General features: G+C 42.2%; 16 protein-coding genes. 11 read left to right on the plus strand and 5 right to left on the minus strand.

Translation table 11 applies throughout. The annotated features are described in order from the left end of the window. The first annotated feature begins 5 nt into the window (after positions 1-5). From ACMXYX_RS05960 to ACMXYX_RS05970, 3 genes are read left to right on the plus strand one after another with little or no spacing between them, the layout of a single operon-like run. Complete coding sequence (locus tag ACMXYX_RS05960; RefSeq protein WP_415897910.1) at positions 6-1,229, plus strand: methyl-accepting chemotaxis protein; 1,224 nt, start codon at positions 6-8, stop codon at positions 1,227-1,229. A gap of 45 nt (positions 1,230-1,274) precedes the next feature. Further along, positions 1,275-1,583 (plus strand): STAS domain-containing protein, encoded by a 309-nt coding sequence (locus ACMXYX_RS05965; RefSeq protein ID WP_415881660.1) that lies wholly within the window; start codon positions 1,275-1,277, stop codon positions 1,581-1,583. A gap of 6 nt (positions 1,584-1,589) precedes the next feature. Next, entirely contained in the window at positions 1,590-3,314 is a 1,725-nt protein-coding gene (locus tag ACMXYX_RS05970; RefSeq protein WP_415881659.1) for an ATP-binding SpoIIE family protein phosphatase, read from the plus strand. Here ACMXYX_RS05970 and ACMXYX_RS05975 read toward each other — a convergent pair. Further along, complete coding sequence (locus ACMXYX_RS05975) at positions 3,311-4,069, minus strand: TlyA family RNA methyltransferase (protein WP_415897911.1); 759 nt, start codon at positions 4,067-4,069, stop codon at positions 3,311-3,313. The two genes, ACMXYX_RS05970 and ACMXYX_RS05975, sit on opposite strands and share 4 nt — an antisense overlap. Before the next feature lie 140 nt (positions 4,070-4,209). On the opposite strand from ACMXYX_RS05975, the gene ACMXYX_RS05980 reads away from it, so the two are divergent. Then, on the plus strand, positions 4,210-4,638 hold the full coding sequence (locus ACMXYX_RS05980) for a hypothetical protein (RefSeq protein WP_415897912.1): 429 nt from the start codon (positions 4,210-4,212) through the stop codon (positions 4,636-4,638). 101 nt (positions 4,639-4,739) lie between these two features. After that, positions 4,740-5,126: a RidA family protein gene (locus ACMXYX_RS05985; protein ID WP_415881656.1), complete on the plus strand. Its 387-nt coding sequence runs from the start codon at positions 4,740-4,742 to the stop codon at positions 5,124-5,126. Between the two features lie 124 nt (positions 5,127-5,250). On the opposite strand, the gene ACMXYX_RS05990 is transcribed toward ACMXYX_RS05985, so the two are convergent. Both ACMXYX_RS05990 and ACMXYX_RS05995 read right to left on the minus strand, forming a co-directional pair. Further along, positions 5,251-7,044, minus strand: coding sequence for a DEAD/DEAH box helicase (locus tag ACMXYX_RS05990; protein WP_415897913.1), 1,794 nt, complete (start codon positions 7,042-7,044; stop codon positions 5,251-5,253). Between the two features lie 228 nt (positions 7,045-7,272). Further along, positions 7,273-8,067: a response regulator gene (locus tag ACMXYX_RS05995; protein WP_415881654.1), complete on the minus strand. Its 795-nt coding sequence runs from the start codon at positions 8,065-8,067 to the stop codon at positions 7,273-7,275. A 156-nt stretch (positions 8,068-8,223) separates the two neighbouring features. Between ACMXYX_RS05995 and ACMXYX_RS06000 the strand changes: the two genes are divergently transcribed. Together ACMXYX_RS06000 and ACMXYX_RS06005 are read left to right on the plus strand one after the other, a co-directional pair. Beyond that, complete coding sequence (locus ACMXYX_RS06000; RefSeq protein ID WP_415881653.1) at positions 8,224-9,081, plus strand: TraB/GumN family protein; 858 nt, start codon at positions 8,224-8,226, stop codon at positions 9,079-9,081. 10 nt (positions 9,082-9,091) lie between these two features. After that, positions 9,092-9,628, plus strand: coding sequence for a hypothetical protein (locus ACMXYX_RS06005; RefSeq protein WP_415897914.1), 537 nt, complete (start codon positions 9,092-9,094; stop codon positions 9,626-9,628). 142 nt (positions 9,629-9,770) lie between these two features. Here ACMXYX_RS06005 and ACMXYX_RS06010 read toward each other — a convergent pair whose 3' ends face one another. Together ACMXYX_RS06010 and ACMXYX_RS06015 are read right to left on the minus strand one after the other, a co-directional pair. Continuing rightward, positions 9,771-10,409 carry a helix-turn-helix domain-containing protein gene (locus tag ACMXYX_RS06010; protein ID WP_415885126.1) on the minus strand — a complete coding sequence of 213 codons (639 nt, stop codon included), beginning with the start codon at positions 10,407-10,409 and terminating at the stop codon, positions 9,771-9,773. Between the two features lie 136 nt (positions 10,410-10,545). Beyond that, positions 10,546-11,568 (minus strand): M48 family metalloprotease, encoded by a 1,023-nt coding sequence (locus ACMXYX_RS06015; protein ID WP_415897915.1) that lies wholly within the window; start codon positions 11,566-11,568, stop codon positions 10,546-10,548. 128 nt (positions 11,569-11,696) lie between these two features. Here ACMXYX_RS06015 and ACMXYX_RS06020 point away from each other — a divergent pair, with 128 nt between their 5' ends. From ACMXYX_RS06020 to ACMXYX_RS06035, 4 genes are read left to right on the plus strand one after another with little or no spacing between them, the layout of a single operon-like run. Next, a complete protein-coding gene (locus ACMXYX_RS06020) occupies positions 11,697-12,206 on the plus strand; it encodes a DUF2878 domain-containing protein (RefSeq protein WP_415897916.1) in 510 nt (169 codons plus the stop codon). After that, positions 12,187-12,720, plus strand: a complete 534-nt coding sequence (locus tag ACMXYX_RS06025) for a chalcone isomerase family protein (RefSeq protein ID WP_415897917.1) — start codon at positions 12,187-12,189, stop codon at positions 12,718-12,720. Before ACMXYX_RS06020 ends, ACMXYX_RS06025 begins: the two co-directional genes overlap by 20 nt. Before the next feature lie 33 nt (positions 12,721-12,753). Continuing rightward, positions 12,754-13,533 (plus strand): SDR family NAD(P)-dependent oxidoreductase, encoded by a 780-nt coding sequence (locus ACMXYX_RS06030; protein WP_415897918.1) that lies wholly within the window; start codon positions 12,754-12,756, stop codon positions 13,531-13,533. A gap of 25 nt (positions 13,534-13,558) precedes the next feature. Then, positions 13,559-13,978, plus strand: a complete 420-nt coding sequence (locus ACMXYX_RS06035; RefSeq protein ID WP_415906641.1) for a nuclear transport factor 2 family protein — start codon at positions 13,559-13,561, stop codon at positions 13,976-13,978. The last annotated feature ends 7 nt before the right edge of the window (positions 13,979-13,985 follow it).

Here is a 13,985-nt window from a genome sequence, read left to right on the forward strand (position 1 = left end):
GCTAAATGACGTTAAAGAAAATAATGTTGGTTGCTGCTCTAGCAGCAAGTTTAGTGTTAGCAGCTGCTGAGTTTTTAGGGCTTGAAAGTACCGTGACCCTCATCTGTCTTGTCGTGCTAATTCCGGCTTTGATCTCTCAGTTTGTATTAAAGGAAGTATCAGCCGTTTCACATACCCGCAGTGAACAAGAATCTAGCCAAATGATGGGAGCATCAATTGCTGTTGATCCTGCTCTGCATGATGCAGTTAAAGAGGTTTCTCAGACGCTTGTACACGATGCGATGATCGTTAATCAAGAAGTCTCGCGTGTAGATGGGTTGATTAAAGAGTCAGTTCATTTGATGAGTGATAGTTTTCATACCATGCATGATTTGGCGAGTCGTCAGGCTTCGTTGACTGCTGAAATTATTGATCAAACCCATGAAGGGGATGATATTGCTGAAGGGAATCTAAACCCAGAAACCTTTAGTATCCAAAGCTTTATTTCTGAAACTAGTCGCACCTTAGATCAGTTTGTAAATGTGATGGTTGATGTAAGTAAGAACAGTCTTGAAACCGTTCACCATATAGATGATATGGTTGAAAAACTGGATGGTATTTTTGGCTTAATTGAAAATGTTGAAGGTTTAGCAAGTCAGACAAATTTACTGGCTCTCAACGCAAGTATTGAGGCTGCTCGAGCGGGTGAAGCTGGTCGAGGCTTCGCGGTAGTTGCCGATGAGGTACGTACATTATCAATTAACTCAGCTAGTTTGAATAATGAGATTCGCGAAGAGATTGGCTCGGCTAAAGAAACTATCGAAATCTTGCGAAGCACAGTAGGGGGAATGGCCTCTACAGATATGAGCGATACGATCGGTACAAAAGATAAGATGGGCCAGATGCTTGAGCATATGGCTAATATGAATCATTTCTTAAATGAAAAAGTTATTGAAATTTCAAATATTGGTACTCAACTAAGTAGTAGTGTTGATCAGGCTGTACGATCTTTGCAATTCGAGGATATCTCCTCGCAAGCGCTTTCTTCAGTTGAGCACAATGTAGATTCCTTGAATGAGGTATCTACATTGATTTCAAATGTAATCACACCAGATCATCAGGTGAATGGTGCTGCTGCTGGACATTGTGTTGCTCGTTGTAAGGAACTCAGAGAGCAGTCAGTACAGCGTAATCAGACACGAACTGTCGCACAGAATGATATGGACGAAGGGGAAGTGGAATTGTTCTAGCAGCGTTCTACTAACCAAAAAAGACTATAGTTGATGGGATAAAGTATGGCTATTTCAGTACAAAATGCTGGTGATAATAAAACAATCAATATCGTTGTGTCTCAGCAGTTTGATTACTCCTTACATCAATCTTTTCGTGATGCTTACCGTAATGTCGATACAGAAGGTGCTATTTTTAAAGTAGACCTTTCAAATGCTACTTATATGGATAGTTCTGCGTTGGGTATGATTCTTTTGTTGAAAGAGCATGCAGAGAAGAAAGGTGGCAAAGTAATAATATCTAAACCTAATGAGTCGGTTCATAAGATTTTGACAATCGCGAATTTCGATCAGTTTGTAACTATCGAGAGCTAATGATTTATGGTTGAAGCTGAACTAAGGCAAGGCGGTAGTGGCGATAATCAAGTTTTAATCGTTGATGACATGCGTTTGAATCGTCAAATTTTAGGCCAGATGATTCAAGAGATGGGTTTGGAAGCCGTTTTTGCGGAAACAGGTGAAGAGGCTGTCGAAAAGTATGAGTTGTTAAACCCCAGTCTAATCCTTATGGATATCAATATGCCTGGGATGGATGGTATTCAAGCGACCCTGCAAATCAAACAAGCCGCAAAAGATAGCTTCATACCTATTATTTTTGTTACGGGTGCAGAAGGTCAAGATGTCATTCGTCAGGCTATTGATGCCGGTGGTGATGATTATATTCAGCGCCCTTTCCCCTTTGAATTACTAGAAGGGAAAATTGTTGCACTAAGACGAATTGCGCAGCTATATCGGCAGGTTAATCGCTTAAACCATTTACGTGCTCGGGAAGAAGAGGTCGCAGAGCAGTTATTAAGTGGTGCTGTTGAATCTGCTAACGTTGCTCTTGATCAGATACGTATTCATAAACAGCCTGCAGAAACGTTCAGTGGCGATGTTCAGCTGAGTGCCTTTCGCCCAAATGGTGAGCTGAATGTCCTGTTGGGGGATTTTACAGGTCACGGTTTGACCTCAACAATTGGTGCTTTGCCGCTTTCTGAAACCTTTAGGGCAATGACTGCTAAGGGTTATGATGCTGAAGAGATCATTGCTCAAATAAACCGTAAGTTACAAAAACTGTTACCAACGGGGATGTTTCTTGCGACTGCTATTGTCACGTTAAGCCAGGATGGTACCGCTAAAATATGGAATGGCGGCCTACCCGATATTTTGGTGATTTCGCAGGGGGTAGTGGTACAGCGTATTGTTTCGAGCCATCCGCCTTTAGGTATTATCCCGTCTGTTAAAGAACTTAATTTTGAACATACAAAAGTTAAGCCTGATGATCATATTCTGTTGCTCAGTGATGGTGTAATTGAGGCAGAAAATCATTTAGCTGAGCAGTTTGGCGAAGATAGGTTATATCAATCGATTGCGTCACAGAACAATGATGCAGATACCCAATTGGTTGATATCATTTTGTCAGATCTCGGCGATTTTGTTGATGGTAATATTCAGAAGGATGATATATCGCTGATTGATATCCCGGGAAGTGTGACCGCCAATGATCTGAAACCTATCACACCCTGCGGCATCGAATTGGATGTTAATGAAGCCTCTATTCTAGATATCTGGAACTGGAATTTAGAGCTGCAAGGTGGAAGTTTAGCTCGTATTAATCCTGTTGCTCAGGCTTTAAGTCGACTGCAAGAGTCTGAGGGCGGTGGTGATCAGTGGCATAGCGTTTTCAGTATTTTAACTGAACTGTATGTGAATGCTCTTGATCACGGTGTATTGAAATTAGAATCTAGCCTTAAGGCGTCTCCTGAAGGATTTGCTGAGTACTTCAGCGAACGTGAAAGAAGGTTGGAGGCACTATCGACAGGAGCTGTTTCGCTTTACCTTCAACATACGCGCTTTGCACATGGAGGACGGCTTTTAGTTCGAGTAGAAGATAGTGGTGAAGGTTTTGATTATGAGCATTGGTTGCAGAATGAGCAAACTGCCAGTGTGGGTCAGTTTAGTGGTCGAGGTATTGCCTTAGTATCCGACCTCTGTGATAGCATCACTTATGAAAATGGTGGTACGGCTGTTGAGGTAGTTTACAGCTACTCAACAAAAGATTAGATTTTCTGGGCAATGATTAAGAATTCTCGATTTCCATCACCACCTTTTATAGGGCTTTCAAAGTAATCGACAATATTCATCCCTAATTCCTCACAGCACTCTGCTACCTGAGTTTTGACTTGGGGGTAGAGTGAGCTATCTCGGACAATACCTCCTCGACCTATACCTTCTTTCCCTACCTCAAACTGAGGCTTTACAAGGCTAATTAAATATCCTTTCTCAGCGATAAGCGGAATTAACGAAGGCAGAATTTTACGTTGCGAGATAAAGGAAACGTCCATGACTGCTAGATCAAAACCTTGACCGTTTGTATGCTCTAGAAGCATCTCATGCGGTAGGTTTCTGCCATTGATACCTTCATAGTAAGTGACTTTAGGATCTGTGCGTAGCTTATCAGCCAGTTGATCGTGGCCTACTTCTATTCCAACGACTGCATCAATTCCAGCTTGTAATAAACAATCAGTAAAGCCCCCTGTAGATTGGCCTACATCGATGGCTGTTTTACCGGTTAGTTCGAGCTGAAGAGTATCTAGTGCCTTTAAAAGTTTTAAAGCACCGCGTGAGACGTAACGGTCCCCTTCATCTTCTTCAACCTCAAATGGAGTATCAGCTTCTAACTTTAGCCCGGATTTTTTAAGAAGTTGCCACTTACCTTTGATCTCGGCTTGCACTCTGCCTGACTTAATCAATTGTTGCGCGTGGGTGCGCGAGCGGGCAAATCCTAATTCAACAAGTAGAAGGTCGGCACGTTGCATGGTTCTGATCGGATCCGCTAAAAAGAGAGGATTATACGCAATCTAACCCCAGCTGGTTAGATTTTTAATTGCGGTGTACACTGCATGAAACGTTTAGGTTTTATGATATTTATAAGGCGTAAGTTTTAAAGGAATTCAATATGCGTAAGTATCTAGCGCTGACTTTAGTAGTTTTGTCTGTGAATAGTTGGGCTGAGATAAATAAGGATGACTTATTAAAGTGTCGAAGCTACGCTGATCCTAATCAAAGAGCGCAATGTGTTCAATTGCTTAAGTCACCTAAGCTAAGAGTCGGATCCAGTAAATGCAAGAAAACACTATCTTGCTGGGAAAAACGTTTTCGGGAGCAGGCAGAGCGCCATTGTTCCAATGCTTTTACGCGTCGTGCGAAATATTCTTCTTATTGGGCCAGTTACTGGAGTGGTCAAAATTTCGATAAAGTACGTTGGATTGATCAAGGTAAAGGTACAATGATGTACTCTGAAAAATCGTCCAGTGTTGTTTTGCAGTGCCGGTTTTACCCAAGTGCGCCCTCTCGTGTAAGGGTGAGCATTGCGCCAGCTAGATAACTATTCTTTTAAGATCGCTTAAGGAATTAAGTTCCTCTACTCAATGCTTTAGTCGATCTAATAATTTATTGTCAAACCTTATCTTTTATACAGGGATAACTATGAATAAAAGTATCATCAGTACTGAAAATGCACCTTCTGCCATTGGTACATACTCTCAAGCGGTTCGCGTTGGTAACACGGTCTATATGTCTGGTCAGATTCCTCTGATTCCAGCTACTATGGAGATGGTTACTGAGTCGTTTGAAGCGCAAGCTGAGCAGGTTTTCCAAAACTTGCAGGCTGTTGCTGAAGCAGCAGGTGGTTCTCTTTCTGATGTGGTTAAGGTAACAATTTTGTTATCTGATATGAGCCACTTCGCGATGGTTAATGAAGTGATGGCGCGTTATTTCTCTGAGCCATATCCAGCGCGTGCAGCATTTGCGGTGAAGCAATTACCGAAAGATGCAGATATCGAAGTAGAAGCAATTATGGTGACTGCAGAGTAATTGATTTAGCAGTGATCTAGAAGGTAAAAAGGCAAGCTTACGCTTGCCTTTTTTAATCCCATCCTTGAGAAAACACTAAACAGTTCATGAAGGGGGAAGAATGTTTAGTGGTAAAAACTAGAGATTAGCTCTCTTTTTTCTTGCTGTCTTTTCTGTTTCTACGCGGCGGACGGTTACGGCTATTGCTGTTACCTTTACCACCTCGATCAGAACCGCGACCTTTTCCACCGCCGCCACGACGTTCACCGCCACCGGTAGCTTCTTTTAGGTTCAGGCGCTGACCACAGACAACTGCTTTACGTAGCTGTTGTACAACTGATTTTGGCATACCTGTTGGTAGATCAACAGTTGAGCAGTCGTCATAGATCTCGATAGCACCAATAAAGTTGGCATCTAGATCTGCTTCATTGGCAATTGCACCCACAATGTTCTTTGGTGCAACACCATGGTCATGACCCACGCTGATTAAATAGCGCTGCATTTCAACGTCAGGGTGATCTTTCAGTTGTTTTGCTTTAGTCGACATGCCACGTGGTGTACGCTTACCACGGTCATCTCTATCACGATCGCCACGTTCACGACGAGGTGGGCGTTCTTGCTCTTTCATCAGTAGCGGAGTTTCACCTTGTAGAAGATGAGCCAGCGCGGATGCGATGATAAGCGGATCGGCATCGTGTTCCTGCTGATATTCAGTCAGTAGGTTTTTGAAGAAATCTAAATCTTGGCTATCGATCGTCTGTGTGATGCGATCAACAAAGCGCTGTACACGTTTTTCATTGATGTCATCAGTAGACGGCAATTGCATCGTCTCGATCTTCTGACGAGTAGCGCGCTCAATAGACTTAAGCATGCGCTGTTCACGAGGCGATACAAACAAAATCGCTTCACCTTCACGGCCTGCACGGCCTGTACGACCAATTCGGTGAATGTAAGATTCTGTATCGTACGGGATATCGTAGTTAAGTACGTGGCTGATACGCTCAACGTCCAAACCGCGAGCTACAACATCTGTTGCGATTAGGATGTCGATTTGGCCGCGTTTAAGCTTATCAATTGTGCGTTCACGTAAGTTTTGTGAAATATCACCATTCAGTGCTTCACATGCGTAACCGCGAGCAGAAAGTTTTTCAGCCAACTCTACTGTCGCAGATTTCGTACGTACGAAAATCAGCATGGCATCAAAAGTTTGCATCTCTAGGATACGTGTTAATGCATCTAACTTTTGATTGCCTGATACACGTAGGTATTTTTGCGTGATCGTGGTAGCCGTAGCAGTTTTCGCTTTAATGCGAACTTCTGCAGGGGAGTTCAGGTGATTCTCAGCGACTTTCTTGATCTGTGAAGGCATAGTCGCAGAGAAAAGCGCGATCTGACGATTATCTGGTGTATGTTCAAGTACCCACTCAACATCATCGATAAAACCCATGCGAAGCATTTCATCGGCTTCATCCAAAACTAGTGCTTGTAGATTATCTAGTTTTAGCGAGCCACGACGCATGTGATCCATTACACGCCCAGGTGTACCCACTACAACTTGCGCACCACGTTTTAGTTGACGTAGTTGGCTGTCGTAAGCTTGGCCGCCGTAAATTGGCAGAACGTGGAAATCAGGTAGGTTACGCGCATAAGTTTGACACGCTTCAGCTACCTGAATTGCTAATTCACGAGTAGGGGCAAGAATCAGTAATTGCGTATGGCGGCTCTTTAGATCAAGCCTAGATAGCAATGGCAGGGAAAATGCGGCAGTTTTACCGGTACCCGTTTGCGCAATACCCAGAAGGTCTTTACCCTCTAGTAGATGAGGAATACTTTGTGCCTGAATTGGAGATGGCGTTTCGTATCCGATCTCGTCCAGGACCTTCAATACGGGAGCCGCAAGGCCAAGCTCAGCAAAGGACAGCTGATCTTCTGAATTCATTCTTTGACTTACCTATTCGGAATTAGGGCAGGGCTGCATACTATTTTAAGATACAGTATAGGCTGCTCTGGTGGGAAAGCGGGCATTATACACCTAAGGCAGCCCATAACAAGTTCTCAGGCCTCTAATATCTATTTTATACCGTTATCTTTGGTGAAATTTTAGCCATAGCACTTGTGCGGATTTTAATCAGTGCTATGGAGAAGGCGGAGCGCAATTAAAAAGGCATTATCCTTCAAGGATTTGAGAAAGAAGTTTTTTAAGAGTGGCTGGCTCGAAAGGTTTATCTGCCATTGCATTCACGCCTGATTTTGCAACATTGCTGAGATGAGCGTGGCTTGCTTCACTCGTTACCATCAGTATAGGAATATGAGAATATTCACCCGAGCCACGCACATGTTCCGCAAGTTCTAAACCATTTACTTCAGGCATATTGTAGTCGGTAACAATAAGGTCGAATCCATTTGGAAGCAGAGTGATTGCTTCAGAGCCATCTGCTGCTTGAGTGATGTTCTCGATCCCTAGGTTAGCTAATACGTTTATGATGACTTTACGAGCCATGCGGCTATCATCAACTACAAGTACTCTCAAGGACGCAGCATCATAGTATTCTAGATCTAGTTCATCATGCGAAAGGATATCTAGAGTGGAGTTAATTGCAGTGGCCAAATGATCGTGGCTAAACGGTTTTGGAAGAATTGCAATGATGCCTGATTGTTTGAATTGATCTAATTCGCTATGTCTTGTTTCACTGGAAATCAGCATGAAAGGTAGATCTGCTAGTGAAGGGTCTTGGCGGATATGCTTAAGTAATTCTATAGCGGAACCATCAGGAAAGTGGAGAGCACTTATTACGAGATCGGGTCTTACTGCTTTTATCCGTGTAATTGCTTCAGTGACTGTTTCAGCTTCATCAATGGATTCGACAAGCTCTTTATTCAATTCTTTTTTTATGACCTTACGTTGCATAGCCGAAGGTTCAACCAATAAGATTGTTAGATCAGATGAAGTTAAGTCACTCATAGGGCGTGCTTACCATTTTTTTTGTCATTAATCTTCTAAGGTAGCAAGCTTTTGTCTTGTACTAAAACAGTTTAGTCTGACTAAATCGCTTTTTGAGGCTAAAGTGTATGAAATTCCCCTTTAATTAAGGCCTTAGTCGGAGATGGAGATCTTAAAATGGATAGAATTTTAATTTCGTTCGTGGCTTTTTTAATAAGTTTCTCTGCCACAGCGGAAACTTCTCTTTGGAAGGTAGCGAAAGCAGATGAGCAAGTTTTTTTAGCCGGAACTATTCATGTCCTAGCACCTTCAGATTTACCGTTTCCGCAAGCATTTGATGATGCTTATAACGCATCAGACATCGTTGTGTTAGAGACCGAAATGTCAGAGATTCTGGATCCTAATTTTCAGGCGAGGCTGATGGCGCACTTTTCTTATAGAGATGGTCGGCTATTAACTCAGATGATCTCTCCGGAGCTTTATCAGGAGCTCCAGCAATATCTGCGTGACCGTGGCCTCATTCCCCACATTTTTATCGGTATGAAACCAGCAGGTGTGATGTTAACGATGCTTGGTATCGAGTTTCAGAGACTAGGCATCTCTGAAGACGGTGCTGATACTGTTTATTATCAGAAAGCTATTAAGGATGGTAAAGCTACGCTTGGTCTTGAATCAATCGAAGACCATATTGGATTCATTGCTGAGTTGGGAGAGGGTAATGAAGAGCGGTATCTGAAACAGACGCTTGAGGATATGAAAGAGACAGAGAATATGATGCGAGAGATGGTTCTCTATTGGAAAACAGGAGATGCGGCAGGCCTTGAAAAAATTGTCGTAGAGCAGATGAAAAATGATTATCCGAAGGTTTATCAATCCTTATTGGTTGATAGGAATGAACGCTGGTTGCCTCAGATTAAAAAGATGCTTACAACGCCGGAGGTCGAATTTGTACTAGTAGGTGCTGCTCACCTGATTGGTCCAGATGGGATTTTAAAAGAGCTCAAACAGCAAGGTTATTCCATAGAACAGATGTAAGGATAAAATTATGCTTGGAACACGCATTATTCTTCTTTCAATGAGTGGTATCCCTGGAGAGGAGGGTAACACTCCAGAAGCAGAGGTGATTTGCGCTGCTAACCACGATATTCCTCTTTTTTGGCTGTTGTCTTTTACTTGTGAGGATCTGCAGTATTTTGAAGTAGCTGCAGAAAACGATGACATACTCAGTCATAGCGTAAAAACAAAATATCCAGTTTTAGTCGCTGATCGAGCAAAGCTATTAGATCGTCTTGAGCAACGTTACACATTAATCAAACCATTTATCTCTGATGGCGATGGGGAATTGCTACATCGCTGGGTGCAGTTCATTTCAAAGCTGTCGGCACCTGTCATTGCAATGGATACTTATGAGTTATGGTGTAACTCAGGCGAGCAAGAGCAGTTATCGGACGATATTCTTGCCAAGTTGTCTTTATTCGATGGGCTGAGTAGTAAAAATGCGTCAAATGCTTTTGAAGAGTTAAAGCGCCAAGGAGTCTGGCAAGAAGGTAATCAAATTGCTTTAGCTGGATTTGGTTGGTAAACCGGACAAAAAAAACCGCCACATCTAAATGTTTGCAAGCAAACGTCATGGTGTGACGGTGTTCAGGAAGGTTAAATTCAGTATAACTTAGTTTACGAAGTTTGCAGTTTTACTGAGTTAACTGATTTCAGGTGATATCTATTTAAGCTGTTACCCAGATGACTTCTGCATCTTCTTCACTAGTGGAGACTAATGCATGACCCATCTCACAGTCGTAATAAGCTGAATCTCCAGGGAAGAGCTCCAGCGGTTCGTAAAATTCTGTATAGAGTAGAAGTGAACCTCTCAAAACAAACAAGAATTCTTCGCCATCATGCCTAACCCAATCATTGTATTCATCAAAATCACGAGCCCTTACGGTTGTGCGATATGGGATCATCTTTTTGGTACTTAGCTGAGTTGCTAGTAATTCGTGCTCATAGGTAGGAGTTGGGTGGGGTACACCTTCGCCGCCACGTGTAATATCTCGACGACCACCCGCTCCGGCACCACGTTTGGGTTGAGAAAACAGTTGGGGGATATCGATACCTAAGCCTTTAACTAATTTGTTGACGGCACTAAAGGTTGGAGAAATCTGCTCGTTTTCTATTTTAGAAAGCGTTGAACGGGCAAGGCCTGTGAGTTTACTCGCTTCCTCCAAAGTCAGATTTTGGCTTAAACGGATCTCTTTGACACGTTTACCTAATTGCAGAGGTTCTAATGTAGCTTCTGTTTGACCGTTGCTCCGTTGTAGGCCTAGTTTTTCTTTCTCTTCCTTTAGGAAAAATGGCTCGTCAGACATGCATACAACCCCGAATCTCACTCTGTTTTTAATTATCTTTGAGCACAAATATAGTGCTATCTAGACAGTATACATGGTTGATAAAGGGTTCTCTAATAGGCTAAGGGGGGATAGGTATTTTAATAGAGATGATTGGTTAATTAGGTAAGTGATTTTTCAATCGCGTAATCTCTTTACGAATCAAAATAGAGCGTTCGACTGTGGTTGGGTGAGAGATCTCTTTTCCTTTAGTGATCGTCGAAGGGTGAACCGCTGCCATTTTTTGCCAGAATAGATCCAACCCTTCAATTTCAAATCCTGCTTTGTGCATCAGTTTTAAGCCAATGAGATCAGCTTCGATCTCATACTGTTGTGTATACAAATTTGCGCCTAGTCCCGTTGCGATTAAGGGAGAGGGTATACCGCTCGTGAGTAAAGCTGTATCTAGGAGTAAGCCAAGTGAGCTATTTTTGATCCGTTGCGGGATATGGTGCTGAGTATTGTGTGCCATTTCATGAGCGATAATTAGGGCTAGCTCATTATCATGTTGTGCAAAGCGCATCAGTCCCTGAGTAATGACAATAGTGCTGCCATCAGCGTAGCCATTAATGGCATCGCTAGGGCTTAAAATGACTGGGTAATTACAAAGTAACTCCGGCTTTATAGAGAGAGTAATCAGGTCTTCATCGCGTTCAACGGTCAGTTCTACAATGGTCTGATCTTTTAGGTTGCTGCTTAGATGTTTAATCGATTTAGCTGTACCTTTCGGAAAAGGTTGTTGGTTGATAGAGACCAGTTTATCGCCGATTTGCAGCTTTTGGTATGCGGGTCCGTTATTTAATACCTGTAAAACACTGGGCTGTTCATTAAGTGAATAGATGGATTGAACAACGGCTTTCTTCGGTTTTTTATAGTCGTCCAGGTTATGTATGAATATACCTAAGCTCGGTTTTGTTCTTTTACCGCAGGCTTCTATATTCTTGGTCAACAAAGGGCGAGAAACTTCAGCGAGTCGGGTTTGTTGTTGAAGCTGATAGCGGAACGCTTTCTCTAATTGGATAGATTGTTCTTGTTTTAATTCTTCTTTAGACGGTGCTTCGGTAGTCAGGGGCGGTGCGGAACATCCCGAAATTATGAGCGTAGGTAGAATTAAGCTGAGATATAGCTTCCAGTGTCGCATCTTAATATATCCATGTTTTTCATCCTTATAGCAGTGACTTTAGTCGCAAATCAAGTGAGTGTTTTGCCAGATCTATGATCTATAGCACGTTGTAGCTCGTATCTCTAGAAAGGCTATAGGTGATAGAGATGAGCGAACGGTTCTGGGTTAATGCGATCGGCTTTCAACTTGTTTGGTGGCTGAGTATTTTGTATGGAAATGATGCGGTCATTGTTGTCAGTTTTATATTATGCCTTCACCTTATTTTTCATTCTGATCCTGCTTTAGAAACCTGTATTGTCTTTTCGTTAGCAGCTCTTGGTTTTGTTGTTGATTCAGTTTTAACCCTCTACGGGGTGTTTGAATTCGACAATTCTTCTTTTCCTCCTCTTTGGTTACTGCTTCTTTGGATGGGGTTTGTTGCGACTCTCAGGCACAGTTTAGCGTACTTTAATAATCGCTTGTTGCTATCGGCGTTGGTAGGTGCAATAGGGGGCAGCAGTACTTATATTGCTGCAGCGAAACTTGGTGCAGTATCGCTTGGCTTTTCAATGATCTCTTCGTTTCTGATTTTGGCAGCGATCTGGTTGCTACTTTTTCCATTCCTTATGTATTTCAGTCATCGTTTAGGGGCTCGATATGTCCGTTCAGACGCGTAACTTTATTCGCTATATATCGATTTGTTTGTTCTTGCTCATTCAGAGTGCATTTGCCCAAGTGCATGCCCAAGTAGAGCCCAATATAGAAAATTGGAAAGAAGTGGGAAGAGCCGAGTTATCAGTCCTTTGGTTTGATATTTATGACGCTGTTTTTTATACGCCAAATGGTTCTTTTCAGGGTTTTAGTTCGCCCCTCCAACTGAGTTTGGATTACAAACGTGATATCAGTCGGGATGATCTCTTGTCAGAAACAGATAAACAATTTGCACGTTTTCAGGTGGCAAAAGAGACGAGATTAATATGGTTAACCCAGTTGGAAAATATATGGCCTGATATTAAAGAGGGCGACCAACTTATCTTCCAAATAAGTACTACCGGAAGGGCTGACTTTTTCCATAGCAAAGTTTGGATTGGTGGTATCGATGATATGCAATTTTCTGAAGCCTTTATCCAAATATGGCTTTCAGATCAGGGCGAATACCCTGAACTCGCAAGAAAACTGAAAGGCAAGTAATGATAAATCTATTTATTTCTTAGGACGGTGGATATGTTGAACCAAGAATTACCCTGGAAATCCGCTTGGTTAACGGGAGCAGGCAGTGGTATAGGTGAGTCATTGGCGCTTTTGTTGTCAGAGAATGGCGTGAATGTATTTATCTCAGGAAGGAGGCTTTCTACACTAGAGAATGTAAAGAACAACGCTGAACAATTGGGTTATCCCGGTAAGATTATTCCATTAGCTATGGATACAACCCAAGCAGATCAAATTGAACGAACGATTCAGCAGTTTGATAATGCTTTTCCTGAGTTGGTTGTATTAAACGCCGGCACGCACGATCCGTTTCCCGTCGAGGAGTTTAGCGCCAGCAGAGCTAAAACTTTACTCGATGTTAATTTACAAGGAACTCTCAATTGCTTGGAGCCTGTCATAGAAAGGGCGTTGAACTCCAACTCTGGGCAAATTGCTGTGATGGCATCAGTTGCCGGCTATAGAGGTTTGCCTACAGCTGCCGTATATGGTGCGAGTAAGGCTGCATTAATCCATTTATGCGAAGCATTAAGATTGGATCTGAAAGGCACTCAAATAAAATTACAGGTAATTAATCCTGGCTTCGTCAAAACTCCGCTTACGGATAAAAATGATTTTGAGATGCCGTTCTTATTGGAACCTGAGGATGCTGCAAAACGTATCTTAGATGGCTTAATTAAAGACCAATTTGAAATTACATTTCCTAAACGTTTCAGCTACATTCTAAAACTCCTAAGCATCATTCCTTATCGTTGGTATTTTGCTTTGATTAGCACAACGCTGCTTAAAAACAGATAAATATAATCAGTCAGGATCAGCATTCATGGATCGTTGGATAACGGAATATGTAGCAACTTTAGAAGGGCTAAACAGAGACAATCTAGCATCACTATTAGAGATAACACGTGATGATTTTGACTTTAAGGACCCTTTTAATCACACCCATACCCGAGATGATTTTATCGCCATATTAGATGATATGTACGCCAAGTTAGATCAGGTTGTGTTCAAAGTCGATAAAGTGATAGTTGATGGAAATCAAGCGATGATCTACTGGAATTACCGCGCTACAAGTAGACTTACAGGAGATATAAATTTCGCGGGTACTAGCCTTGTAAAAGCAGATCAGCAAGGCAAAGTTTATTTCCACCATGACTATTGGGATGGGTCAGAATTACTGGTTAAAGTACCGGTGATAGGAAAAGTGGTTAAATTTTTGAGAGGAAAATTTAGCCATCAATAAAAAAACC

Source organism: Neptuniibacter sp. QD72_48, assembly GCF_047778065.1.
Lineage (GTDB): Bacteria > Pseudomonadota > Gammaproteobacteria > Pseudomonadales > Balneatricaceae > Neptuniibacter.

What these genes read in the sequence shown, in the direction of transcription:
- ACMXYX_RS05960 (WP_415897910.1), top strand. Translation starts at nt 6, where the DNA reads ATGACGTTAAAGAAAATAATGTTGGTTGCTGCTCTAGCAGCAAGTTTA.
- ACMXYX_RS05965 (WP_415881660.1), top strand. Translation starts at nt 1,275, where the DNA reads ATGGCTATTTCAGTACAAAATGCTGGTGATAATAAAACAATCAATATC.
- ACMXYX_RS05970 (WP_415881659.1), top strand. Translation starts at nt 1,590, where the DNA reads ATGGTTGAAGCTGAACTAAGGCAAGGCGGTAGTGGCGATAATCAAGTT.
- ACMXYX_RS05975 (WP_415897911.1), bottom strand. Translation starts at nt 4,069, where the DNA reads ATGCAACGTGCCGACCTTCTACTTGTTGAATTAGGATTTGCCCGCTCG.
- ACMXYX_RS05980 (WP_415897912.1), top strand. Translation starts at nt 4,210, where the DNA reads ATGCGTAAGTATCTAGCGCTGACTTTAGTAGTTTTGTCTGTGAATAGT.
- ACMXYX_RS05985 (WP_415881656.1), top strand. Translation starts at nt 4,740, where the DNA reads ATGAATAAAAGTATCATCAGTACTGAAAATGCACCTTCTGCCATTGGT.
- ACMXYX_RS05990 (WP_415897913.1), bottom strand. Translation starts at nt 7,044, where the DNA reads ATGAATTCAGAAGATCAGCTGTCCTTTGCTGAGCTTGGCCTTGCGGCT.
- ACMXYX_RS05995 (WP_415881654.1), bottom strand. Translation starts at nt 8,067, where the DNA reads ATGAGTGACTTAACTTCATCTGATCTAACAATCTTATTGGTTGAACCT.
- ACMXYX_RS06000 (WP_415881653.1), top strand. Translation starts at nt 8,224, where the DNA reads ATGGATAGAATTTTAATTTCGTTCGTGGCTTTTTTAATAAGTTTCTCT.
- ACMXYX_RS06005 (WP_415897914.1), top strand. Translation starts at nt 9,092, where the DNA reads ATGCTTGGAACACGCATTATTCTTCTTTCAATGAGTGGTATCCCTGGA.
- ACMXYX_RS06010 (WP_415885126.1), bottom strand. Translation starts at nt 10,409, where the DNA reads ATGTCTGACGAGCCATTTTTCCTAAAGGAAGAGAAAGAAAAACTAGGC.
- ACMXYX_RS06015 (WP_415897915.1), bottom strand. Translation starts at nt 11,568, where the DNA reads ATGCGACACTGGAAGCTATATCTCAGCTTAATTCTACCTACGCTCATA.
- ACMXYX_RS06020 (WP_415897916.1), top strand. Translation starts at nt 11,697, where the DNA reads ATGAGCGAACGGTTCTGGGTTAATGCGATCGGCTTTCAACTTGTTTGG.
- ACMXYX_RS06025 (WP_415897917.1), top strand. Translation starts at nt 12,187, where the DNA reads ATGTCCGTTCAGACGCGTAACTTTATTCGCTATATATCGATTTGTTTG.
- ACMXYX_RS06030 (WP_415897918.1), top strand. Translation starts at nt 12,754, where the DNA reads ATGTTGAACCAAGAATTACCCTGGAAATCCGCTTGGTTAACGGGAGCA.
- ACMXYX_RS06035 (WP_415906641.1), top strand. Translation starts at nt 13,559, where the DNA reads ATGGATCGTTGGATAACGGAATATGTAGCAACTTTAGAAGGGCTAAAC.